The 24,073-nt window shown below is 73.6% G+C and carries 6 protein-coding genes and 2 pseudogenes; 2 read left to right on the forward strand and 6 right to left on the reverse strand.

Annotation, left to right across the window (positions count from 1 at the left end; translation table 11 throughout):
- Positions 1–46: 46 nt before the first annotated feature.
- The 3 genes and pseudogenes from ACN260_RS20095 to ACN260_RS20105 all read right to left on the reverse strand — a co-directional run.
- On the reverse strand, positions 47–4,810 hold the full coding sequence (locus tag ACN260_RS20095) for a type I polyketide synthase (RefSeq protein ID WP_422756770.1): 4,764 nt from the start codon (positions 4,808–4,810) through the stop codon (positions 47–49).
- A 37-nt stretch (positions 4,811–4,847) separates the two neighbouring features.
- Positions 4,848–13,880, reverse strand: a complete 9,033-nt coding sequence (locus ACN260_RS20100) for a type I polyketide synthase (RefSeq protein ID WP_422752552.1) — start codon at positions 13,878–13,880, stop codon at positions 4,848–4,850.
- A gap of 48 nt (positions 13,881–13,928) precedes the next feature.
- Positions 13,929–19,355, reverse strand: a pseudogene (locus ACN260_RS20105) (SDR family NAD(P)-dependent oxidoreductase); the annotation flags it as partial.
- A 683-nt stretch (positions 19,356–20,038) separates the two neighbouring features.
- Between ACN260_RS20105 and ACN260_RS20110 the strand changes: the two are divergent.
- Both ACN260_RS20110 and ACN260_RS20115 read left to right on the forward strand, forming a co-directional pair.
- Positions 20,039–20,748, forward strand: a pseudogene (locus tag ACN260_RS20110) (DUF5753 domain-containing protein).
- Entirely contained in the window at positions 20,739–20,921 is a 183-nt protein-coding gene (locus tag ACN260_RS20115) for a DUF397 domain-containing protein (protein ID WP_422752553.1), read from the forward strand. The pseudogene ACN260_RS20110 and the gene ACN260_RS20115 overlap by 10 nt, the downstream one beginning before the upstream one ends.
- 133 nt (positions 20,922–21,054) lie before the next feature.
- Here the strand turns inward: ACN260_RS20115 and ACN260_RS20120 are convergent, their stop codons facing one another.
- From ACN260_RS20120 to ACN260_RS20130, 3 genes are all read right to left on the reverse strand, one after another.
- On the reverse strand, positions 21,055–22,320 hold the full coding sequence (locus ACN260_RS20120; RefSeq protein WP_422752554.1) for a family 16 glycosylhydrolase: 1,266 nt from the start codon (positions 22,318–22,320) through the stop codon (positions 21,055–21,057).
- Positions 22,321–22,600: 280 nt separating this feature from the next.
- A complete protein-coding gene (locus ACN260_RS20125) occupies positions 22,601–22,819 on the reverse strand; it encodes a hypothetical protein (RefSeq protein WP_088642133.1) in 219 nt (72 codons plus the stop codon).
- A gap of 75 nt (positions 22,820–22,894) precedes the next feature.
- Positions 22,895–23,989 (reverse strand): NYN domain-containing protein, encoded by a 1,095-nt coding sequence (locus ACN260_RS20130; RefSeq protein ID WP_422752555.1) that lies wholly within the window; start codon positions 23,987–23,989, stop codon positions 22,895–22,897.
- Positions 23,990–24,073: the final 84 nt, after the last annotated feature.

A 24,073-nucleotide genomic window follows, 5' to 3' on the forward strand; every position in this document is an offset into this window, starting at 1 on the left:
AACTCGTTGCCAGCGGGACACGTTGCTCCGGGAGCGCGGTGGCGGCTCAGGTCATGCCGAGTTCCTTGTCGATCAGGTCGAACACGTCGTCGGCGGAGGCCGTCTCCAGCCGGTCGACGAGGGTGGTGCCGGTGGTGGTGCTGAGCGTCTCGTTGAGCTTCGCCAGCAGCGACTGGAGCCGGGCGGTGACCCGGTTGCGTTCGATCTCCTCCGGCGTCAGGCCGGCCACGGTCACCTCCAGCCGGTCCAGCTCGGCGAGCAGGCCACCGGCGGTGTCACCGGTGTAGCCGAGTTCGGCCCGGAGCTGGTCGGCCAGGGCGGTCGGGTTGGGGTGGTCGAACACCAGGGTGGCCGAGAGCCGTACGCCGGTGGCGGCGCTGAGCCGGTTGCGCAGCTCGACGGCGGTCACCGAGTCCATGCCGAGTTCCTTGAACGCGCGCTGCGGCTCGACCAGGTCGGCGTCGCCGTAGCCGAGGACGGCGGCCACGTTGGTGCGAACGGTCTCCAGCAGCAGGGTGCGCTGCTCGGCCTCGGACAGCGCGCCGAGCCGGTCGGCGAGCGCCGACGACGATCCCGCCTCGGTGGCCTCGGTGGCCTCCGGTGCGGCGTCGGGCAGCTCGGCCAGCAGCGGCCGGGGCCGGGCCAGGGTGTAGATGGGGCCGAACCGGGCCCAGTCGATGTCGGCGACGACGAGGTGGCTCTCGTCGTGGTCGAGGGCCTGCCCGAGCGCGTCGACGGCGAGCCGGGGGTCCATCACGCCGACGCCGAGCCGGTCGAGGTGCGCCCCGACCTCGCCGCCGGCCATGCCACCGCCGCCGCCCCAGCTGCCCCAGGCGACCGAGGTGGCGGTCGCACCCCGGTTGCGCCGCCGGTGCGCCAACGCGTCGAGGTACGCGTTCGCCGTCGCGTACCCGGCCTGCCCGGCGCTGCCCCACACCGCAGCACCGGAGGAGAACACCACGAACGCGTCCAACGGCCGGTCGGCGGTCAACTCGTCGAGGTGGATCGCGCCGAGCACCTTCGCCCGGCACACGTCGGCGAAGTCGTCGAGGGCGGTCTGCCCCAACGGCACCTCGGGGTGCAGCACCCCGGCGGCGTGGAACACGGCGGTCAGCTCGTCACCGAGGTCGGCCAGCAGCGCGGCGACCGACTCCCGGTCGGCCACGTCGAGAGCGACGACCTCGACCTCCGGATGCCGGGCCATCAGGTCGGCCGCGCCGGGGGCGTCCGGGCCGCGCCGGCTCGCCAGCACCACCCGCTGCGCGCCGTTGCCGACCAGCCATTCGGTGACGTGCCCGCCGACCCCGCCGGTGCCGCCGGTGACCAGGACGGTGCCGGCGGGTCGCCAGCGCCGTTCGGGTGCCCCGGTCACCGGACGGCGGACCATCCGGCGGGCCAGCGTACCGGCCGCCCGCAGTGCCACCTGGTCCTCGCCGCCGCCGGTCAGCACGTCGGCCAGCCGGTCGACGGTCTGCGGCGTCCACTCGGCGGGCAGGTCGACCAGGCCGCCCCACCAGCCGGGATAGTCGAGGGAGAGCACCGTGCCCAGGCCCCACAGGGCACCCTGGGCCGGGTCGGCGACCGGCTCGAACCGGTCCACCCCGACCCCACCGGCGGTGACGCACCAGAGCCGGCCGGTGAAGTCGGACGCGGCCAGCGCGTGCACCAGCGACACGGTGGCGGTGACCCCGGCGGACAGGCCGACGCCCAGCGGGTCGGGACCGTCGTCCAGGGCGAGCAGGGACAGCACCCCGGCGGGGGCCTCCCGGCCGGCGTGGTCGGTGCCGGTGACGGTGACCACCTCGGCGCCCCGCGCGGTCAGGCCGTCGGCGAGCGTGCGTAGCCGCTCGTCGCCGGCCAGCGTCGCCGGGGCGACCACCCACCAGACGCCGCTGAGTCGCCCGCCGGTGGGCACCTCGGTCGGCCGCCACACCACCCGGTACCGCCAGCCGTCCACGGTGGCGACGTCGCGCTGCCGGGACCGCCACGACGTCAGGCCGGGCAGCACCTCCCCGACCAGTGCGGTGTCGACGCCGAGGCCGTCGGCGAGCAGGTCGACGTCGGCGCGTTCCACGGCGTCCCAGAACCCGGCGTCGGTGCCGCCGGAGGCCGGGGCGGCGACGGTCGGCGCGATCCAGTAACGCTCGTGCTGGAAGGCGTACGTGGGCAGGTCCGCCCGGCGGGTGCCGGGCAGGGCGGCGGCCCAGTCCACGTCGACGCCCCGCACGTACAGCTCGGCCAGGGAGGTGAGCAGCCGGTCGAGGCCGCCGTCGTCGCGACGCAGGGTGCCGGTGACCACCGTCGGGCGGTCCGCCGACTCCAGCGTCTCCTGCATCCCCATGCCGAGCACCGGGTGCGGGCTGACCTCCACGAAACCGGTCCAGCCCTGCCCGGCGAGAGAGCGGATCGCCGGGTCGAACCGGACCGTGTTGCGGAGGTTGTCGTACCAGTAGCGGGCGTCGAGGGTGGCGGTGTCCACCCAGTCGCCGGTGACGGTGGAGAGCATCCGGATCGTCCCGGTCTTCGGGTTGATCGGGGCCAGGTCCTCCAGCAGCCGGTGTTCCAGCAGCTCCACCTGCGCGGAGTGCGAGGCGTAGTCGACGGCGACCTGCTTGACCCGGACCCCCTCCCCGGTGAGCTCGGCGATGAGTTCGCGCAGCGCCTCCGGGGTGCCGGAGACCACCACCGAACCCGCGCCGTTGACCACGGCGAGGGAGATGTCGCCCGCCCACCTGGCGATCCGCTCCTGCGCCCGGTCGGCAGGCAGCCCGACCGAGACCATGCCGCCCCGGCCGGCCAGCTTCTCGCCGATGGCCCGGCTGCGCAGGGTCACCACCCGCGCCCCGTCGGCCAGGGAGAGCCCGCCGGCCACACAGGCCGCGGCGATCTCACCCTGCGAGTGGCCGACCACCGCGTCGGGTTCCACGCCGTAGCTGCGCCAGGTGGCGGCGAGGGAGACCATCATCGCCCACAGGGCGGGCTGGACGACGTCCACCCATTCCAGGGAGGGTGCGCCGGGCACCCCCCGGACCACGTCGAGCAGGTCCCAGTCGACGTACGCGCGCAGCTCGGCCGCGCAGCGGCCCATCTGCTCGGCGAAGACCGGTGAGGAGTCCAGCAGGGCGGCGGCCATGCCGACCCACTGGGCGCCCTGGCCGGGGAAGACGAAGACGACCCGACCGGCGGCGTCGGCGGTGCCGGTGACCGCGGTGGGGGCGGGCAGCCCGTCGACGACCGCGCCGAGCGCCGTACGCAGGTGCGGCAGGTCACCGCCGAGCACCACGGCCCGGTGGTCGAGCCGGGCGCGACCGGCCAGCGTCCGCCCCACGGCGGCCGGGTCGGCCGGTACGGCGTCCAGGTGCGACAGCAGCCGCCGCGCCTGGGCCCGCAGCGCGCGGTCGGTGTGCCCGGAGAGCACCCACGGCAGCACCGCCGGGGTGGCCGGCTGCTCGTCCTCCTCGGCCGGGGCCACCTCTTCGAGCACGACGTGGGCGTTGGTGCCGCTGATGCCGAAGGAGGAGACCGCGCAGCGGCGGGCCCGGCCGGTCTGCGGCCAGTCCACCGGCTCGGTGAGCAGCTTGACCGTGCCGGGCGACCAGTCGATCTCGCCGCTGGGCTCGTCGACGTGCAGGGTGCGGGGCAGCACCCCGTGCCGCATCGCCTGCACCATCTTGATCACGCCGCCGACACCGGCGGCGGCCTGCGAGTGGCCGATGTTGGACTTCAACGAACCGAGCCACAACGGCCGGTCGGCGGGCCGGTCCCGGCCGTACGTGGCGAACAGCGCCTGCGCCTCGATCGGGTCGCCGAGCCGGGTGCCGGTGCCGTGCGCCTCGACCGCGTCGATCTCCTGCGCGGCGAGCCGGGCGTTCGCCAGCGCGGCCCGGATGACGCGCCGCTGGGAGGGGCCGTTGGGGGCGGTGAGGCCGTTGGACGCGCCGTCCTGGTTGATCGCGGAGCCCCGGATGACGGCGAGCACCGGGTGCCCGTTGCGGCGGGCGTCGGAGAGTCGTTCCAGCACCAGCGATCCGGCGCCCTCGGCCCAGCCGGTGCCGTCGGCGGCGGCGGCGAACGACTTGCACCGGCCGTCGAAGGACAGCGCCCGCTGCCGGGAGAACTCGACGAACGCGTCGGGGGTGCCGATCACGGTGACCCCACCGGCGACGGCCAGCGACGACTCCCCGGAGCGCAGCGACTGGCAGGCCCAGTGCAGGGCGACCAGCGACGACGAGCAGCCGGTGTCGACGGTGACCGCCGGCCCCTCCAACCCGAGGGTGTACGACAGCCGGCCGGACACGATGCTGCCGGCGCCCCAGCTGTTCGGGTAGTCGTGGTAGACGACGCCGGTGAACACGGCGGTGGGGCTGCCCTTGAGCGACAGCGGGTCGATGCCGGCCCGCTCCAACGCCTCCCAGGACGTCTCCAGGAACAGCCGCTGCTGCGGGTCCATCTCGGCGGCCTCGCGGGGCGAGATGCCGAAGAAGGTCGGGTCGAAGGCGGGGGCGTCGTAGAGGAAGCCGCCGTCGCGGGTGTAGCTGGTGCCGGGGTGGTCCGGGTCCGGGTCGTAGAGCCGGTCGAGGTCCCAGCCCCGGTCGGTGGGCATGCCGGAGATCGCGTCGGTGCCGGCCGCGACGAGGTCCCACAGGGCCTCGGGCGAGTCGACGCCGCCGGGGTAGCGGCAGCCCATGCCGACGATGGCGATCGGTTCGGCGGCGCGCTCCTCGATGTCGCGGAGCCGCTCGCTGGTCTCGTGCAGGTCGGCCGTGACCCGCCGCAGGTAGTCACGAAGCTTCTGTTCGTTGGACATCAGGAACCCATTCCCGGACGGCGCCGACGGAGCGGACGGATCATGAGGTGCCGAACTTGCTGTCGATGAAGTCGAAGAGGTCGTCGTCGGAGGCGGTGTCGAGATCCTCGGTGACGCTGGCGACCTCGGCCGGGCGTTGACCGGCGGTCCACGCGGCGAGCATGGTGCGCAGCCGCTCCCCCACCCCGGCGCGGGTGCTCTCGTCGAGCGCGGCGACCGCGTCGGCGTCCAGGGTGGACAGCGCCGCCTGGAGCCGGTCGAGGTCGTCGAGCAGGGTGACGCCCCCGGCGTCGGCGGGCACCAGCTCGGTGAGCAGTTGCTGGGCCAGCTCGGTCGGGGTCGGGTGGTCGAAGACCAGCGTGGCGGGCAGCCGCAGCGCGGTCTCGGTGGTGAGCCGGTTGCGCAGCTCGACGGCGGTCAGCGAGTCGAAGCCGGCCTCCTTGAACGCCCGCTCCGGGTCGACGTCCGCGCCGGAGGCGTACCCGAGGACGGCGGCGACCTGGTCGCGGACCAGCGCCAGGACGGTGTCCAGGCGGTCCGGTGACGGCATCGCGGCCAGCCGGCCGGCGAGGTCGGCGGTCACCGCGACCGGGGCGGCCGGCTCGGCCTCGGGTTGGGCGTCGGGCAGCGCCGCCAGCAGCGGCCGGGGCCGGGCCAGGGTGTAGATGGGGGTGAACCGGGTCCAGTCGATGTCGGCGACGACGAGGTGACTCTCGTCGTGGTCGAGGGCCTCCCGCAGCGCCCGGACGGCGAGCCGGGGTTCCATCGGCGGGGTGCCCTGCCGGCGCAGGTGCGCGGTGGCCTCCCCGTCTGCCATCCCGCCGCCGGCCCAGCTGCCCCAGGCGACCGAGGTGGCGACCGCGCCCCGGCTGCGCCGCCGGTGCGCCAACGCGTCCAGGTACGCGTTCGCCGTCGCGTACCCGGCCTGCCCGGCACTGCCCCACACCGCAGCACCGGAGGAGAACACCACGAACGCGTCCAACGGCCGGTCGGCGAGCAGTTCGTCGAGGTGCACCGCGCCGAGCACCTTCGCCCGGCACACGTCGGTGAACTCGGCCACGGTGGTCTCCGGCAGCGACTTCTCCTGGTGCAGCACCCCGGCGGCGTGGAACACGGCGGTCAGCTCGTCACCGAGGTCGGCCAGCAGCGCGGCGACCGACTCCCGGTCCGCCACGTCACACGCCACCACCTCGACACCCGGATGCCGGGCCGTCAGCTCCGCCGCCCCCGGGGCCGCCGCACCCCGCCGGCTCGCCAGCACCACCCGCCGCGCGCCCTGACCGACAAGCCATTCGGTCAGGTGCCCGCCGATGCCACCGGTGCCGCCGGTGACCAGCACCGTGCCGGTGGGTGTGTAGCGACGCTCGGGGTTGCCGGCGGCCGGCCAGCGGACCAGCCGCCGGGCCAGCACCCCGGTGGTACGGACGGCCACCTGGTCCTCCGTACCGGCGGCGAGGACGTCGGTGAGCCGCGCGACGTGTTCGTCGGTCCAGTCGGTGGGCAGGTCGGCCAGGCCACCCCAGGAGTGCGGGTACTCCAGGGAGAGCACGGTGCCGAGGCCCCACAGCGCGCCCTGCGCGGGGTGCGGCAGTTCCTCGAACCGGTCGACGGCGACCCCACCCGCGGTGAGGCACCACACCCGGCCGGCGAAGTCGGTGGCGGTGAGCGCCTGGATCAGCAGGACGGTGTCGGTGACGCCGACGGAGAGCCCGGCGTCGGTGGGGTCGGGGGTGTCGTCGAGGGCGAGCAGGGACAGCACCCCGGCGGGGGTGTCCCCGGCGGGCAGGTCGGTGCCGGTGACGGTGACGACGTCGGCGCCCCGGGCGGCCAGTCCGGCGGCGAGGGCGGACACCCGGGCGTCGCCGGTCGACGCGGGCGGTACGACGAGCCACCAGGTGCCGGTGAGTTCGCCGCCGTCGGACAGTTCGGTGGAGCGCCACACCACCCGGTAGCGCCAGTCGTCCACGGTGGCGGCGTCCCGTTGCCGGGCCCGCCAGGCGGCGAGGCCGGGCAGTACCTCGGTGACGACGCCCGGGGCGACGCCGAGTCCGTCGGCGAGCACCTCGGTGTCGCCCCGGTCGACGGCGTCCCAGAACCCGCCGTCGGCCTCGCCGGTGCCGGTGCCGGTGCCGGTGATGGTCTCGGGCTCGATCCAGTACCGCTGGTGCTGGAAGGCGTAGGTGGGCAGTTCCACCTGCCGGCCGTCGGGGTTGACGGCGGTCCAGTCGAGGTCGACGCCGGTGGTCCACGCCTGCGCCATCCCGGTGGCGTACGCCTCGACCTGTTCCCGGTCCCGGCGCTGCAACGCGACCGCCGCAGCGTCGTCCACGCAGTCGGCCACCATCGCGGTGAGCACACTGTCCGGCCCGATCTCCACGAACCGGGTCACCCCACGAGCCGCCAGCGCGGCGACCGCGTCGGCGAACCGCACCGTGCCCCGCACCTGACCCTGCCAGTATTCGACCGAACCGAGTTGACCGTCGCCGGCCAGGTCACCGGTCGCGGTCGACACCAACGGAATGCCCGCCGGAGCGGCCGTGACGTCCCCCAGCACCCGCCCGTATTCGGCCAGCATCGGGTCCATCAGGTGCGAGTGGAACGCGTGCGACACCCGAAGCCTGCGCGTCTTCACCTCAAGACGAGCTTCCAGCGCCGCGATCTGCTCCTCCGTACCGGAAACGACCACCGCACGGGGACCGTTGACCGCCGCCACGTCGACACCGCCCAGGTCCAGCTCATCCAGGGGCGCGGCGATCGCCAACATCGCCCCACCCGCCGGAAGAGCCTGCATCAACCCACCCCGGGCCGCCACCACCCGACACGCGTCCTCCAGGGACCAGACACCCGCGACGTGCGCGGCGGCCAACTCACCGATCGAATGACCCGCAACGAAATCCGGCTTCAACCCCCAGGACTCCGCCAGACGGAACAACGCCACCTCGACCGCGAACAGGGCCGGCTGCGTCCACCCCGTCTGATCGAGGACACCATCCGGGTCGGTGAACATCACCTCCCGCAGATCACCATCCAGCAGCGGGCCGAACGCGGCACACACCTCATCCAGGGCCTGCGCGAACACCGGGAACGCCGCCGCCAGCTCACGACCCATCCCCACCCGCTGCGCACCCTGACCCGTGAACACCACCGCCGTACGACCACCGGTCACCCGACCCGACAGGCCGGCACCCGAGGTCAGCACCTCCAGGGAGGAGGCCAACTCGGCGGCCGTACCACCGACGGCCACCGCCCGGTGGTCCAGGGCCGCCCGACCGACGGCCAACGAGTACCCGACGTCGACCGGCCGTTCGTCGGTGAGGAAGTCCCGCAGCCGGGTGGCCTGCGCGGCCAGCGCACCGGCCGACCGGGCGGACAGCGGCCAGAGCGCCACCGGCGGCTCGGGGGTCGCGGTCGGCGCGGCGGGCTCGACCGGCGGGGCCTCCTCCACGATGACGTGGGCGTTGGTGCCGCTGATGCCGAACGACGACACCCCCGCCCGGCGCGGACGCTCCCCGGTCGGCCAGTCGACCGGCTCGGTGAGCAGCCGGACGTCGCCGGCAGCCCAGTCGACCTGCCGGGACGGGGTCCCGGCGTGCAGCGTGCGCGGCAGGGTGCCGTGCCGCATCGCCATCACCATCTTGATCACCCCGGCCATGCCGGCGGCGGCCTGGGCGTGGCCCATGTTGGACTTGATCGAGCCGAGCCACAGGGGGCGGTCCCGGTCCCGGCCGTAGGTGGCGAGCAGCGCCTGCGCCTCGATCGGGTCACCCAGGGTGGTGCCGGTGCCGTGCGCCTCGACGGCGTCGACCGCGTCGGGGGTGATCCGGGCGTTGGCCAGCGCCGCCCGGATCACCCGCTGCTGGGCCGGCCCGTTCGGCGCGGTCAGCCCGTTCGACGCGCCGTCCTGGTTGACGGCCGAACCCCGGATCAGCCCGTAGACGCGGTGCCCGTTGCGCTGGGCGTCGGAGAGCCGTTCCAGCAGCAGCACGCCGACGCCCTCGGCCCAGCCGGTGCCGTCGGCGTCGTCGGAGAACGACTTGCACCGGCCGTCCGGGGCGAGCCCCCGCTGCCGGCTGAACGCCACGAACGGGGTCGGGTTCGACATCACCAGCACCCCACCGGCGATGGCGGTGGTGCACTCCCCGGCCCGCAGCGCCTGGCTGGCGAGGTGCAGCGCGACAAGCGACGAGGAACACGCCGTGTCGACGGTCATCGACGGCCCCTCGAACCCGAACGCGTACGACACCCGGCCGGAGATCACCGACGCGGAACTGCCGGTGCTCAGGTACGCCTCCGACTCGGCGGGGGCGAGGCCGAGCAGGTCGCCGTAGTCCTGGGCGCCGGAGCCGACGAACACCCCGACGGGGCTGCCGCGCAGCGCCTCCGGGTCCATCCCGGCCCGCTCGCACGCCTCCCAGGTGACCTCCAGCATCAGCCGCTGCTGCGGGTCCATGGCGATCGCCTCGCGGGGCGAGATGCCGAAGAACTCGGCGTCGAAAGCTCCCGCCTCGTAGACGAAGCCGCCGGAGCGGACGTAGCTGGTGCCCGGCTGGTCCGGGTCGGCGTCGAAGAGGGCGTCGGAGTCCCAGCCCCGGTCGACGGGGAACGCGCTGATCGCGTCGGTGCCGCTGTCGACCAGCCGCCACAGGTCCTCCGGGGACCGGACGCCGCCGGGGTAGCGGCAGCTCATCCCGATGATGGCGATCGGCTCGTCGGGGTCGGACCCGCCGACGCCGGACGTGACGGCGGTCGGGGCGGCGGTGCCGACGAGTTCGTCGTACAGGTGGCGGGCCAGCACGGCGGGGGTCGGGTGGTCGTAGACCATGGTCGCCGGCAGCCGCAGCCCGACGGCCGTGCCGAGGGCGTTGCGCAGTTCCACGGCGGTCAGCGAGTCGAACCCGAGTTCCCGGAACGGCCGCTGGACGTCCACGGTGGTGGCCGCGTCGTACCCGAGGACGGCGGCGACCTGGGCGCGGACGGTGTCCAGCAGGTACGGCAGCCGCTCGGCGTCGGGCAGCCCGGCCAGTACGGAGGTGTCGGTGGGCGCGGCCGGGGCGGCGGCCGTCGGGCCCTGTTGGGCCTCGGGGAGCGCGGCGAGCAGCGGCCGGGGCCGGGCCAGGGTGTAGATCGGGGTGAACCGGGCCCAGTCGATGTCGGTGACCACGAGGTGGCTCTCGTCGTGGTCGAGGACCTGCTGCAACGCGCCGAGGGCGAGGCGCGGCTCCATCGGCGGGGTGCCCTGCCGCAGGAGCTGTTCGGTGGCCTGCTCGTCGACCATGCCACCGCCGCCCCAGGTGCCCCAGGCCACCGAGGTGGCGGTCAGGCCCCGGCGACGGCGCTGGTGGGCGAGTGCGTCGAGCCAGGCGTTGCCGGTGCCGTAGGCGGCCTGCCCGGCGCTGCCCCAGACGGCCGCGCCGGAGGCGAACAGCACGAACGCGTCGAGCGGCCGGTCGGCGAGCAGCGCGTCGAGGTGGGTCGCGCCGAGCACCTTGGCCCGGCACACGGCGGCGAAGTCGTCGAGGTCGGTTTCACCGAGCGGGGCCGGGTCGTAGAGCACCCCGGCGGCGTGGAAGACGGCGGTCAGGTCGTCGCCGATCCCGTCGAGCAGCGCGGCGACCGCGTCCCGGTCGGCCACGTCGCAGGCGACGACCTCGACGCCGGGCAGGCGGACGGCCAGGTCGGCGGCCCCGGGGGCGGCGGGGCCGCGCCGGCTGGCCAGCACCACCCGCTCGGCGCCCCGGTCGAGGAGCCATTCGGTGAGGTGCGCGCCGATGCCACCGGTGCCGCCGGTGACGAGCACCGTGCCGGTGGGGGTGTAGCGCCGGTCGGGGCTGCCGGCGACGGGCCAGCGCACCATCCGCCGGGCCAGCACCCCGGCGGTGCGCAGGGCCACCTGGTCCTCGCGACCGTCGGCGAGCACGTCGACGAGCCGGTCGAGGGTGTCGGGCGTCCAGTCGGCGGGCAGGTCGACCAGGCCACCCCACCAGCCGGGGTAGTCGAGGGAGAGCACGGTGCCGAGCCCCCAGAGCCCGGCCTGTGCGGCGTGCGGCAGGTCCTCGTACCGGTCGACGGCGACGCCGCCGGTGGTCAGGCACCAGAGCCGGCCGGTGACGTCGGCGGCGGCGAGGGCGTGCACCAGTCGTACGGTGCCGGTGACCCCGGCGGACAGCCCGGCGTCGTACGGGTCCGGGGTGTCGTCGAGGCCGAGCAGCGAGACAACCCCGGTGGGGGTGCCCCGGTCGGCGAGCGGGTCGGTGCCGGTGAGCCGGGTGACGGTGGCACCCCGGGCGGCGAGCGCGTCGGCCACGGCGGTGACCCGGGGGTCGTCGGTGAGAGTGTCCGGGGTGACGAGCCACCAGTCGCCGGTGAGTTCCATCCCGGTGGTCAGGTCGGCGGCCCGCCAGACCACCCGGTAGCGCCAGTCGTCGGTGGCGGTGGCCGGGGCGGCGGTGGGGGCGGCCAGCCAGTACCGCTGGCGGGCGAAGGCGTAGCTGGGCAGCTCGACCTGCCGGGCCCCCGGGTGTACGGCGGTCCAGTCGAGGTCGACGCCGGTGGTCCACGCCTGCGCCATCCCGGTGGCGTACGCGGCGACCTGTTCCCGGTCCCGGCGCTGCAACGCGACCGCCGCAGCGTCGTCCACGCAGTCGGCCACCATCGCGGTGAGCACACTGTCCGGCCCGATCTCCACGAACCGGGTCACCCCCCGCGCGGCGAGAGCGGCGACCGCGTCGGCGAACCGCACCGTGCCCCGCACCTGACCCTGCCAGTATTCGACCGAACCGAGTTGACCGTCGCCGGCCAGGTCACCGGTCGCGGTCGACACCAACGAAATGTCCGCCGGGTTGGCGGTCACGCTGTCGACGACCTGCCCGTATTCGGCCAGCATCGGGTCCATCAGGTGCGAGTGGAACGCGTGCGACACCCGCAACCGACGCGTCTTCACCTCCAGCGACGCTTCCAGGGCGGCGATCTGCTCCTCGGTGCCGGAAACGACCACCGCACGGGGACCGTTCACCGCCGCCACGTCGACATCACCCAGGTCCAGCTCATCCAGGGGCGCGGCGATCGCCAACATCGCCCCACCCGCCGGAAGAGCCTGCATCAACCCACCCCGGGCCGCCACCACCCGACACGCGTCCTCCAGGGACCAGACACCCGCGACATGCGCGGCGGCCAACTCACCGATCGAGTGACCCGCCACGAAGTCCGGCTTCAACCCCCACGACTCGGCGAGGCGGAACAGGGCCACCTCGACCGCGAACAGGGCCGGCTGCGTCCACCCGGTCTGATCGAGGACACCATCGGGGTCGGTGAACATCACCTCCCGCAAGTCACCGTCGAGCAGCGGCCCGAACGCCGCACACACCTCGTCCAACGCAGCCGCGAACACCGGGAACGCCTCGGCCAGGTCACGACCCATGCCGACCCGCTGCGCACCCTGACCGGTGAACAACACTGCCGTACGACCCGTGGTGATCCGACCCGACACACCGGTGCCGGCGGCCAGGGCGTCGAGCCCGGCGGACAGCTCGGCGGCCGTACCGCCCACCGCCACCCCCCGGAACTCCAACCCGGCCCGACCGACGCCGAGTGAGAACCCGACGTCCACCGGACGCTCGTCGGAGTCGGCGGCGAAGCCGGCGATCCGGGCGGCCTGGCGGGCCATTCCCTCGGGGGAACGCCCCGACACCGGCCAGAGGACCACCGGCGGGGTCGGCCCCGGCGTGCCGGCCTCGACGGACGGGGCCTGCTCGACGATGAGGTGCACGTTGGTGCCGCTGATCCCGAACGACGACACGCCCGCCCGCCGGGGCCGGTCCAGCGCCGGCCAGTCGACCGGTTCCGTGAGCAGCCGGACGTCCCCGGCGGCCCAGTCGACCTGCCGCGACGGCGTCTCGGCGTGCAGCGTGCGCGGCAGGGTGCCGTGCCGCATCGCCATCACCATCTTGATCACACCGGCGACCCCGGCGGCGGCCTGGGCGTGCCCGATGTTGGACTTGATCGAGCCGAGGAAGAGCGGCGTCTCCCGGTCCCGGCCGTACGTGGCGAGCACGGCCTGCGCCTCGATCGGGTCACCGAGGGTGGTGCCGGTGCCGTGCGCCTCGACCACGTCCACGTCGGCGACGGAGAGCCGGGCGTTGGCCAGCGCCGCCCGGATCACCCGCTGCTGGGCCGGCCCGTTCGGCGCGGTCAGCCCGTTCGACGCGCCGTCCTGGTTGACGGCCGAACCCCGGATCAGCCCGTAGATCCGGTGCCCGTTGCGCTGCGCGTCGGAGAGCCGCTCCAGCACCAGCACCCCGACACCCTCGGACCAGGCCGCGCCGTCCGCGCCGTCGCCGAAGGACCGGCACCGGCCGTCCGGGGACAGTGCGCGCTGCCTGCTGAACTCGACGAACAGCTGCGGGGTGGCCATCACGGCGACCCCGCCGGCCAGGGCCAGCCCGCACTCCTCCTTACGCAGCGACTGGCAGGCCAGGTGCATAGCCACCGACGACGACGAGCAGGCGGTGTCGACGGTGATCGCCGGCCCCTCCAGGCCCAGGTTGTAGGCGACCCGGCCGGAGACGAGGCTGCCGGAGGTGGTGCTGTCGACGTAGTCGTGGTGCATCACGCCGACGAACACGCCGGTTGCGGTGCCCTTGAGGGCGACCGGGTCGATGCCGCCGTGCTCGAACGCCTCCCAGGACGCCTCCAGCAGCAGCCGCTGCTGCGGGTCCGTCTCCACCGCCTCGCGGGGGCTCATCCCGAAGAACCCGGGGTCGAAGTCGGCGGCGTCGTAGAGGAAACCACCGTGCCGGGTGTAGCTCTTGCCGGGCTTGCCGGGTTCCGGGTCGTAGACGCCGTCGACGTCCCAGCCCCGGTCGGTGGGGAAGCCGGAGATGGCGTCGGTGCCGTCGGCGACGAGCCGCCACAGGTCCTCCGGCGACCGGACCCCACCGGGGTAGCGGCAGCCCATGCCGACGATCGCGATCGGCTCCTGGTCCCGGCCCTCCACCTCACGCAGCCGCCGGTTGGCCTGTTGCAGTTCGGCGGTGGCGCGCTTGAGGAAGGTCCGGAGCTTGTCGTCGTTCGCCATCGTTCACACCAATCTTTCCCGCGCCGGAAGGTTCGTCGGAGGCTGCCGTCAGGAGAGGCCGAGTTCGTTCTCCAGCACGTCGAACAGTTCCTCGTCGGTGGCGGACTCGTAGTCGTGCGGGGTGTCGTCGTCGGGGCGGCCGGTGCGGTCCTGCCAGCCGCGCAGCACCGCCTCGAGCCGGGCGGTGAGCCGGGCGTGTTCCGCGCCGGGCACCTCGGTCAGGGCCTTCTCCAGCCGGTCGAGGTCGGCGAGCACCGCACCTGCCGGGTCGGCGTCGGGCACCACCAGGTCGGCCTTGAGGGCGCGGGCCAGGGCGGTGGGTTCGGGGTGGTCGAAGACGAGCGTCGCGGGCAGCCGCAGCCCGGTGACGGTGCTGAGCACGTTGCGGAACTCGACGGCGGCGAGGGAGTCGAAGCCGAGGTCCTTGAACGCGCGGCCGGGTTCCACCGACGCCGGGCCGGGGAAGCCCAGCACGGCGGCGGCGTGCGTGCGGACCAGGTCGAGCAGCAGGGTGTCCCGGTCGGCGTCGGAGAGGCCGGCGAGACGCTGGGCCAGCGGCGGGCCGTCGGCCGCCGCACCCGCACCGGCGGCGGTCGGCCGGGCGGGGGTACGCACCAGGCCGCGCAGCACGGCGGGCAACGCGTCGGTGCGTCGCCGCAAGGCGTCCAGGTCGAGCCGCACCGGTACGGCGGTGGGCCGCCCGGCGGCGACGGCCGCGTCGAACAACGCCAGCCCCTCGTCGGTACCCATCGCGGGCATCCCGAGCCGGCGCATCCGGTGCAGGTCGGCGTCGTCGAGGTGACCGCCCATGCCGGTGCCGGTGGCCCACAGGCCGTAGGCCAGCGACGTGGCGGGCAGTCCGTCGGCGCGGCGGCGTTGGGCGAGGGCGTCGAGGAAGAGGTTCGCGGCCGCGTAGTTGCCCTGCCCGGCCCCGGCCACCCAGCCCGCCGACGAGGAGAACAGCACGAAGGCGGTCAGGTCGTGGTCGCGGGTGAGGTCGTGCAGATGCCAGGCGGCGTCCACCTTGGGCCGCAGCACCCGGTGCAGTTGCTCGGGGGTGAGGGCGTCGACCAGCGCGTTCTCGGCGGTGCCGGCGGCGTGCACCACCGCGCCGATCCGGTGGTCGGCGAGCAGGGCGGCGACCGCGTCCCGGTCGGCGACGTCGCAGGCGGCGACCGTCACGTCCGCACCGGCGGCGGTGAGGTCCGCGACCAGGTCGGCCGCGCCGGGCGTGGCCGCGCCGCTGCGCCCGGTCAACAGCAGCCGGCGTACGCCGTGCCGGGTGACCAGGTGCCGGGCGACGAGGCTACCCAGCCCGCCGAGCCCGCCGGTGATCAGGACGGTGCGGTCGGTGGCCCAGCAGCCACCGTCGATGGGCGCGTCGACGGCCACCCGGGTCAGCCGGGGTACCAGCAGCCCGCCGTCGCGGACGGCCACCTCGGGTTCGCCGGTGGCGAGTGCCGCCGCCAGGTGGTCGGTGCCGCTGTCGTCGGTGTCGACCAGGACGAACCGGCCCGGGTGTTCGGCCTCGGCCGCCCGGACCAGCCCCCACAGGGCCGCCGCGGCGGGGTCGACCGGGGTGTCGCCGGCCCCGACGGCGTCCCGGGTGAGCAGGACGAGCGTGCTGTGGGCGTACGCCGGGTGGGTGAGCCAGCGGCGCAGCAGCCCCAGCAGGCGTTCGGTGGCCTGGTGCACGGCGGCCGGCGGGGTGCCGGGCGGGTCGAGGGTGACCACGACGGTGTCGGGGGCGGGTTCGGGCAGTTCCGCGTCGACGTCGAGCGCGGTCCAGGTGCCGGTGGCGGCGGCCGGGGTGGGGACGGGCTGCCAGGCCACCTCGTACAGGTGACGGTGCCGGTTGCCGGCGGCGCCGAGCGCGTCGGCGGCGACCGGCCGGGCCACCACCTGGTCGATCGTGGCGACCGGGTTGCCGTGCCCGTCGGCGACGGTGACGGCCAGCTTGTCGCCGGTGGCCGGGGAGATCCGGATGCGCAGGGTGGCGGCGTGCGCGGCGTGCAGGGTGACCCCACGCCAGGAGAACGGCAGCGGGGTGTCGCCCGCGCCCTCGTCGACCAGGTTGGCGTGCAGGGCGGCGTCGAGCAGCGCCGGGTGCAGCAGGAACCGGGACGCGTCGGCGGCGGCCACCTCGGGCAGCGCCGCTTCGGCCCACACCTCGGCGGCGTCGCCGTCGCCGCGCCGCCACACCGCGCGCAGCCCCTGGAACACCGGCCCGTAGCCGTAGCCGTGGTCGCGCAGCCGGTCGTAGAGGCCGTCGAGGTCGACGGCTTCGGCACCGGCGGGCGGCCACTCGGTGAGGTCGGCGGCGGCCGGGTCGGCCCCGGCCTGCCGGACCAGGACCCCTTCGGCGTGCCGGGTCCAGTCGGTGTCGTCGGCCGCGTCGTCGGCCCGGGTCCAGATCCCGAGGGTACGCGCGCCGCTGTCGTCGGCGGCGTCGACGGTGACCCGCAGGGCCAGGCCACCGTCGGCGGGCAGCACCAGCGGGGCGTTGATGGTCAGCTCGTCGAGGACCGGGCAGCCGACCTGGTCACCGGCGCGCAGGGCGAGTTCGACGAGCCCGGTGCCGGGGACGAGGACGGTGTCGAACACGGCGTGGTCGGCGAGCCACGGCTGGGTGCTGCGGGCGAGCCGGCCGGTGAGCACCACGCCACCGGTGTCGGGCAGGTCGACGACCGCGCCGAGCATCGGGTGGTCGGCGGGGGTCTGGCCGAGACCGGTGGTGTCGCCGCCGCCGGGCGGCACGTCGAGCCAGTACCGCTGGTGCTGGAAGGCGTAGGTGGGCAGGTCGACCTGCCGGCCTCCCGGGTTCACCGCTGCCCAGTCCAGGGCGATCCCGGCGGCCCACGCCCGGGCCATGCCGACCGCGTACGCCTGCACCTGGCCGTCGTCGTGCGTGCTCCCGTCGTGCGCACCGGGCTGCTCGCGCCTGCGGCGTTGCAGCGCGATGGCGGTGGCGTCGTCCACGCAGTCGGCGACCATCGCGGTGAGCACACTGTCCGGCCCGATCTCCACGAACCGGGTCACCCCACGAGCCGCCAGCGCGGCGACCGCGTCGGCGAACCGCACCGTGCCCCGCACCTGACCCTGCCAGTACCCGACGCTACCCAACTCGTCGTCGCCGGCCAGGTCACCGGTCGCGGTCGACACCAACGAAATGTCCGCCGGGTTGGCGGTCACGCTGTCGACGACCTGCCCGTATTCGGCCAGCATCGGGTCCATCAGGTGCGAGTGGAACGCGTGCGACACCCGAAGCCTGCGCGTCTTCACCTCCAGCGACGCTTCCAGCGCCGCGATCCGCTCCTCCGTACCGGAAACGACCACCCCGCGGGGACCGTTGACGGCCGCCACGTCGACATCACCGAGGTCCAGCTCATCGAGGGGGGCGGCAATGGCCAGCATCGCCCCGCCCGCCGGAAGGGCCTGCATCAGACCGCCCCGGGCCGCAACGACCCGACAGGCGTCCTCCAGCGACCACACACCCGCGACGTGCGCAGCGGCCAACTCACCGATCGAGTGCCCGGCGACGAAATCGGGCTTGAGACCCCACGACTCCGCAAGGCGGAACAACGCCACCTCGACCGCGAACAACGCCGGCTGCGTCCACCCCGTCTGGTCGAGGACACCATCCGGGTCGGCGAACATCACCTCCCGCAGATCACCGTCCAGCAGCGGGCCGAACGCCGCACACACCTCGTCCAGGGCCTGCGCGAACACCGGGAATGCCGCCGCCAGCTCACGACCCATACCGACCCGCTGCGCACCCTGACCGGTGAACACCACCGCCGTACGACCCGTGGTGATCCGACCCGACACACCGGTGCCGGCGGCCAGGGCGTCGAGCCCGGCGGACAGCTCGGCGGCCGTACCGCCCACCGCCACCCCCCGGAACTCCAACCCGGCCCGACCCACGCCCAGCGAGAACCCGACGTCCACCGGACGCTCGTCGGTGAGGAAACCGCGCAGCCGGGCGGCCTGCCCGGCCAGTGCCGCCGCCGACCGGGCAGACAGCGGCCAGAGCAGCACCGGCGGCTCGGTGGCCGGCGTCGGTGCGGCGGTGTCGTCCGGGTCGGCGGCCTCGACCGTCGGGGCCTGTTCCAGCACCACGTGGGCGTTGGTGCCGCTGAGCCCGAACGACGACACGGCTGCCCGTCGGGGACGCCCGGTGGCCGGCCAGTCGACCGGCTCGGTGAGCAGCCGGACGTCGCCGGCCGTCCAGTCGACGTGCGGGGTGGGCCGGTCGACGTGCAGGGTGCGGGGCAGTACGCCGTGCCGCATCGCCAACACCATCTTGATCACCCCGGCGACGCCGGCGGCGGCCTGGGTGTGCCCCAGGTTCGACTTCACCGAGCCGAGCCAGAGCGGCTGTTCCCGGTCCCGCCCGTACGTGGCGAGCAGTGCCTGCGCCTCGATCGGGTCGCCGAGCCGGGTGCCGGTGCCGTGCGCCTCGACGGCGTCGACCTGGTCGGCGGTGAGCCGGGCGTTGGCGAGGGCGTCGGCGATGACCCGCCGCTGCGAGGGACCGTTGGGGGCGGTGAGGCCGCTGCTCGCGCCGTCCTGGTTGACCGCGGTGCCCCGGACGACGGCCAGCACCCGGTGCCCGTGCCGCTGGGCGTCGGAGAGCCGCTCGACCAGCAGCATCCCGACACCCTCGGCCCAGCCGGTGCCGTCGGCGGCGGCGGCGAACGGCTTGCACCTGCCGTCGGCGGCCAGCCCACGCTGGCGGCTGAAGTCGACGAACGTCTCCGGGGTGGCCATCACGGTCACCCCACCGGCCAGCGCCAGGGTGCACTCCTCGCGGCGCAGCGACTGGATGGCCAGGTGCAGCGCGACAAGCGACGACGAGCAGGCGGTGTCGACGGTGAGGGCGGGGCCCTCCAGGCCCAGCACGTAGGCGACCCGGCCGGAGAGGATGCTGCCGGTGTTGCCGTTGCCGATGAAGCCCTCCAGTTCGGCGGGCACCTGCGGCAGTCGGCTGGAGTAGTCGTGGTACATCAGCCCGGCGAACACCCCGGTGCGGCTGCCACGGACCGACGTCGGGTCGATGCCTGCCGATTCGAACGCCTCCCAGGACGCCTCCAGCAGCAGCCGCTGCTGCGGGTCCATGGCGATCGCCTCGCGTGGGGAAATGCCGAAGAATTCGGGGTCGAATAGCGCGGCGTCGGAAAGGAAACCGCCGGTCTTCGCGTACGTCTTACCGGTCTTGGAATCGTCGGGGTCGTAGATTTCCTCGACGTTCCAGCCCCGGTCGTCGGGAAAGTCGCCGACCGCGTCGGTCCCGTCGACCAGCAGCTTCCACAGGGCGGCCGGACTGTCCACACCACCCGGGAAGCGGCAGCTCATACCGACGATCGCGATCGGGTCGTACTCGCGGCGCTCGGCCTGACGCAACTGCCGGCGGGCCTCACGCAGATCGGTGGTGGCCCGCTTCAGGTACCCGAGAAGCTTCTCCTCGTTCTCCATCTACGTCTCCCGCCACTAGCCCCAGCCGGGCAGACCCGGGCCAATATCGGCACACGGGTCGGCGCGGCGGCAATTGTCGAAACAGAGAGCTTCTTCAGGCATTCTTGGTTGTTCGCGATGACCCTACGGCGGCCCGGCGCAGCACTAACCCCCTACCGCCCCCAGAGCGCCCCCTAGCCCTCGACGCCGCTACCTCGACCGTGGCAGCCACTCTCCGGGTCACCCCGGCGGCGGCTGGGGTGTCCCGAAACCGTTCCGACCGCCCGCCAGCACGCCGGACACGGGGGCGAGGGCTCAACCTCGTGCTCTTGCCCAGGACAGGAAGCGCTCGGTCATCCGGGTCGGCGGATGATCCGGATGGAGTCGGGTGAGTTGGTTCGTTGCGCGGAACAGGGGGCCGTACCACCACGACATCGACCTCCTTCTCGACTGGAGAGGGCCGCTCCACTCAGGATGCGGAGCGGCCCCGGGCAGGACCCGCTACCGCCTTCCGGCCACCAGCGAGCCCGCCATGAATGACATTCTGTTGAGCAGGCCATTACTGTCGGAAGGCGAAGCGCACGGTCGTGTCGCAGCCTCGAAGCCGTTCGCTCGTGCGGCGATACCGAGTGATTCTCGCGTAAGAATTGTGGAGGATCGTGGAGGAACCGACCGCCGGTCTGATCCGGGCCCAGCTGCGCCGGATGCGCCTCGCCGCCGGACTCAACCAGGAGGAGTTCGGCAAGCAGGTGCATTCGACAGGCAGTTCCTCTCCCGGGCTGACGAGGTGCTCCACTCCGGCGGCCTCCTGGTCTCCCTGCCTCGGATAATGGAGAAGGAGGGCCAGCCCAGCTGGTTCCGGCCGTGGCTCGAAGCCGAGCGCGCCGCCCGGCAGCTTCGTTGCTTCCACCCTGGTCTCGTTCCCGCGTTGCTCCAGACGGAGAACTACGCCCGCGCGGTGATCCGCTGCGATGACCTGCTCACCGACGACGAGGTGGAGAGGAAGGTGGCAGCCCGGATGGACCGCCAGGCAGTTCTCCACCAGCCGGACCCACCCCAGCTCATCGCTGTCATCGACGAGGCCATACTGCACCGCACCGACGAGGGCTACCGGGGCCTGATGACCCGCCAGATCGACCACTTGGTGGTCATGACCGAACGCCCCCAGATCAGTGTGCACGTCATTCCGCGCCTGACCGGCTTCCATGTGGGCATGTCCGGGCCGTTCGCACTGGCCAGGGGCCTGGACGGCAGCTGGGTGGGCACCCTGGAAAGCCAACTCGCCGGCACGACGATCGACAGCGAGGGAGACCTGGCCAGCCTCTTGGCGAGGTGGGAGTCGGTCCGCAACGACGCCCTGCCCCGCCGCCAGTCGATGGGACTCCTGAAGGAGGCAGTGACGTCATGGACCTGAGCAGCGCCCAGTGGCGCAAGGCAAGCCGCAGCGGAAACACCGACTGCGTCGAGGTAGCCGCCAACATGCCCGGTCTGGTTGCCGTCCGCGACAGCAAGGACCTCGCAGGGCCGGTCCTGACCTTCGACCCGCAGAACTGGAAGTCTTTCGTGGAACACGCCGCACGGCACTGACCCGGGACGCGGCGGATGGCCCCCCAGCGTGCGCTGGGGGCCATCCGTCATCTCAGGCCGTGCCCGCTATCGCGTGGACGACTCCACACGGCACAGGTACCCGCCGCAGTGGGCCGTCCGCGATAGCCGCCGGTCAGAAGCGGGACCACTTCTGGCTGGCGACGCCGAGGCAGTCCCACAGGTGCAGTTTGCCGCCGTTGTTGGGGTTCTGGTCACGGACGTCGACGCACCTGTTGGCGCTGAGGTTGACCAGGTCCCCGGCGCCGTTGAGGGTGAACCGCTGGGCCGGGTTGCCGTTGCAGGTGACCAGGTTGACCTCGGTGCCGTTGGCGGTACCGGCCCAGGCCGGGTCCATGCACTTGCCCATTGCGCGGACGGTGCCGTCGGTGGCGAAGGTCCACGCCTGGGCGGCGGTGGTGTTGCAGTCCCAGATCTGGAGTTTCGCGCCGTCGACCGGGTTGGCGCTGGGGATGTCGATGCACCGGCCGCTCTGCGTGCCGCGCAGCCGGGTGGTGCCGGGCTGCGGGTTGCCGCCGCCGGGGACGTAGCTGGAGACCCGGACGTAGTCCACGAGCATCTGCTGGGGGAACTGGGTGGAGCCGTCGGGGTAGCCGGGCCAGTTCCCGCCCACCGCCACGTTGAGGATCATGAAGAACGGGTGGTCGTAGACCCAGCGGTTGCCGCCGAGCCGGGACGGGTCGACGCGGTGGTATTCGACGCCGTCGAGGTACCAGACGATCAGGTTCGGCTCCCAGTCCACCCGGTAGGTGTGGAAGGTGTCGGCCAGCGGCTGGCCGATGGTGCGGCTGCCGGTGATGCCACCTCCGCCGGAGTAGCCGGGGCCGTGCACGGTGCCGTAGACGGTGTTCGGTTCCCGGCCGATGTTCTCCATGATGTCGATCTCACCGGCGGCGGGCCAGCCGGCGCTGCCCATGTCGTTGCCGAGCATCCAGAACGCCGGCCAGATGCCCTGACCCCGGGGGATCTTGATCCGGGCCTCGAACCGGCCGTACGCCTGGGTGAAGGTGGCGGCGGTGAGCAGCCGCGCCGAGGTGTACTCGCACCGGCCGTAGTGGCACTGGTAGTTGGCCGGGTTCTCCCTGCGGGCGGTGATGACCAGGTTGCCCTGTCCGTCGTGGACGGCGTTGCTGGTGCTGTTGGTGTAGTACTGCCGTTCGTTGTTGCCCCAGCCGCCGCCGCCGATGTCGAAGCGCCATCGGTTCTGGTCGACGGGGGTGCCGGCGGCGGCGTTGAACTCGTCCTGCCAGGTGATGCCGCCGATGGCGGCCGAGGCGGGCTCGGCCTGGGCGGGCAGGACGAGGGCGGCGGCGAGGGTGACGAGGGCGACCGCCGCGCGGGCGAGGGATCGGGGCCGGGGGACGGCTCGGGCTCCGGGCACGGGAGGCTCCTTGGGGCGACATCGGGGGCGGGGAGCACGCCGGGGAGAGCGCTCTCCTCGAAGGATGTCGATACCAGGCTCTTCTGTCAAGAATGTTGCCAGTTAGCTCGCCCCGTTCAGGACCCCGCCGACCAGCCGGTGAGAAAGAAACTACGCTGAGTGATCGGCGTTGTTGCGCGCCAGCAGGCTCGGAGGTCTCCCGCGGGGCGCCCGGCCGGGACCGGCCGGAGGGCGGGGCGGGCGGGACGCGGTGCGGACCGCCCGCCGGCGCCCGGACCGATCAGCGGTGCAGCCCGCGCCAGGAAGGATTGCTGCCGCGCCAGGCGTCGGCCAGGATTACCGCCGCCGCCCGGCTCGGGCACTGCTGCACGCGGGAGCGACCCGACGCCCCGCCGATCTGCGCCTGGACCTCCCAGGCCTCCCCGTCGGTACGGATGTAGACGTCCCGCCGCCCGCGTGGGCTCGGGTCACCGTTCCACCAGTGCTCCTCGACCATCATTCACCGACCGTATAGCAACTCGGCCGTGGAACGTGAGTCACGAATTCGTCGAGGCCCGCCGCCGACCCCGCCCGGTCACCCCTGCCGGGGCGTGAGCAGGTAGTCGTCGGCCTCCGCGCTCCAGGCCAACGTGACCTCACCGGCAGTGGCGGCGGCCTTACCGAACTGGAGGAAACTGCGGTAGCCGAGCTTCTTCTCGCTGAATTCCGGGCGGGCCCGGCGGAGCTGGTTCTTGAGTCCGGAGAGCGCCACCGGGCCACCGGCGGCGGCCAGCTCCGCCACCACCGTACGCAGCAGCGCGAAGGCCACCTCCTGGTCGCCGTGCTCGGGCAGGGACACCTCCGGGTCGCCCTTGGCCGGCCCCTCGGCCAGCTCGACGACGTTGTGCCCGGCGAGGTGGCGCAGCAGCTCGCCGAAGGTGCGGAACCCGTAGTCGGACTCGCTGAACGTGGGGTCCTTGCGCAGCAGGGTGCGCTTGAGCCGGGAGGCGGTCACCTCCCCCTCCGAGCTGCCCTGCAGGCCGGCGACGGTCTGGGCGACCAGCACCGCGAGCGCCTCGGCGTCGCGTACCGGCTCCTCGGCGGCCGGCTGGCGCTCCGGTTCGGGCTGCTCCGGCGCCGGTTCCACCGCCTCCGGCTGCTGCGGTTCCGCCGGCTTGGCCGGGCGACCGCGCCGGCCCCGTACGGGCGGCAGGTCGACACCCTCCAGCCGGTCGTAGTAGAGGAACTCGTCGCAGGCGGGCGGGAGCAGCGCCGAGGTCGACTTCTCCACCCCGACCCCGATCACCCGCTTGTTGAGTTCGCGCAGCTTGTGCACCAGCGGGGTGAAGTCGCTGTCCCCGGTGCAGATGACGAAGGTGGAGATGTAGCCGCGCTCGAAGGCCAACTCCACCGCGTCGACGGCCATCTTGATGTCGGCGGCGTTCTTGCGGGAGGCCCCCATCCGCTGCGGGATCTCGATCAGCTCGACGTGTGAGCGGGTGAGCATCCGGCGGTCCTCGTCGAAGTACGACCAGTCCGCGTACGCCCGGCGGACCACCACCCGTCCCCGCTCGGCGAGAGCGTCGGCGATCGGACGGAAGTCGAACGCCCGCCCACCGTGGTGTTCCCGGGCCCCCAGGGCAAGGTTCTCGTAGTCGAGAAAGAGCGCGATTCGATCCTCGTGATCCACCGCAACACCCTAATCCCACACCCCTGCCCCACCATCCCGCCACGTCGCAGCCATCGCCGACCACTCCGCCGCAGCCCTCCGGTG

Origin of the sequence: Micromonospora sp. WMMD708, assembly GCF_049315245.1 — a bacterium.
GTDB classification, from domain to species: Bacteria; Actinomycetota; Actinomycetes; order Mycobacteriales; family Micromonosporaceae; genus Micromonospora; species Micromonospora wenchangensis.

Bases quoted from the DNA above. Each gene is read 5' to 3' on its own strand.
- ACN260_RS20100 (WP_422752552.1), bottom strand. From the start codon at position 13,880: ATGGCGAACGACGACAAGCTCCGGACCTTCCTCAAGCGCGCCACCGCC.
- ACN260_RS20115 (WP_422752553.1), top strand. From the start codon at position 20,739: ATGGACCTGAGCAGCGCCCAGTGGCGCAAGGCAAGCCGCAGCGGAAAC.
- ACN260_RS20125 (WP_088642133.1), bottom strand. From the start codon at position 22,819: ATGATGGTCGAGGAGCACTGGTGGAACGGTGACCCGAGCCCACGCGGG.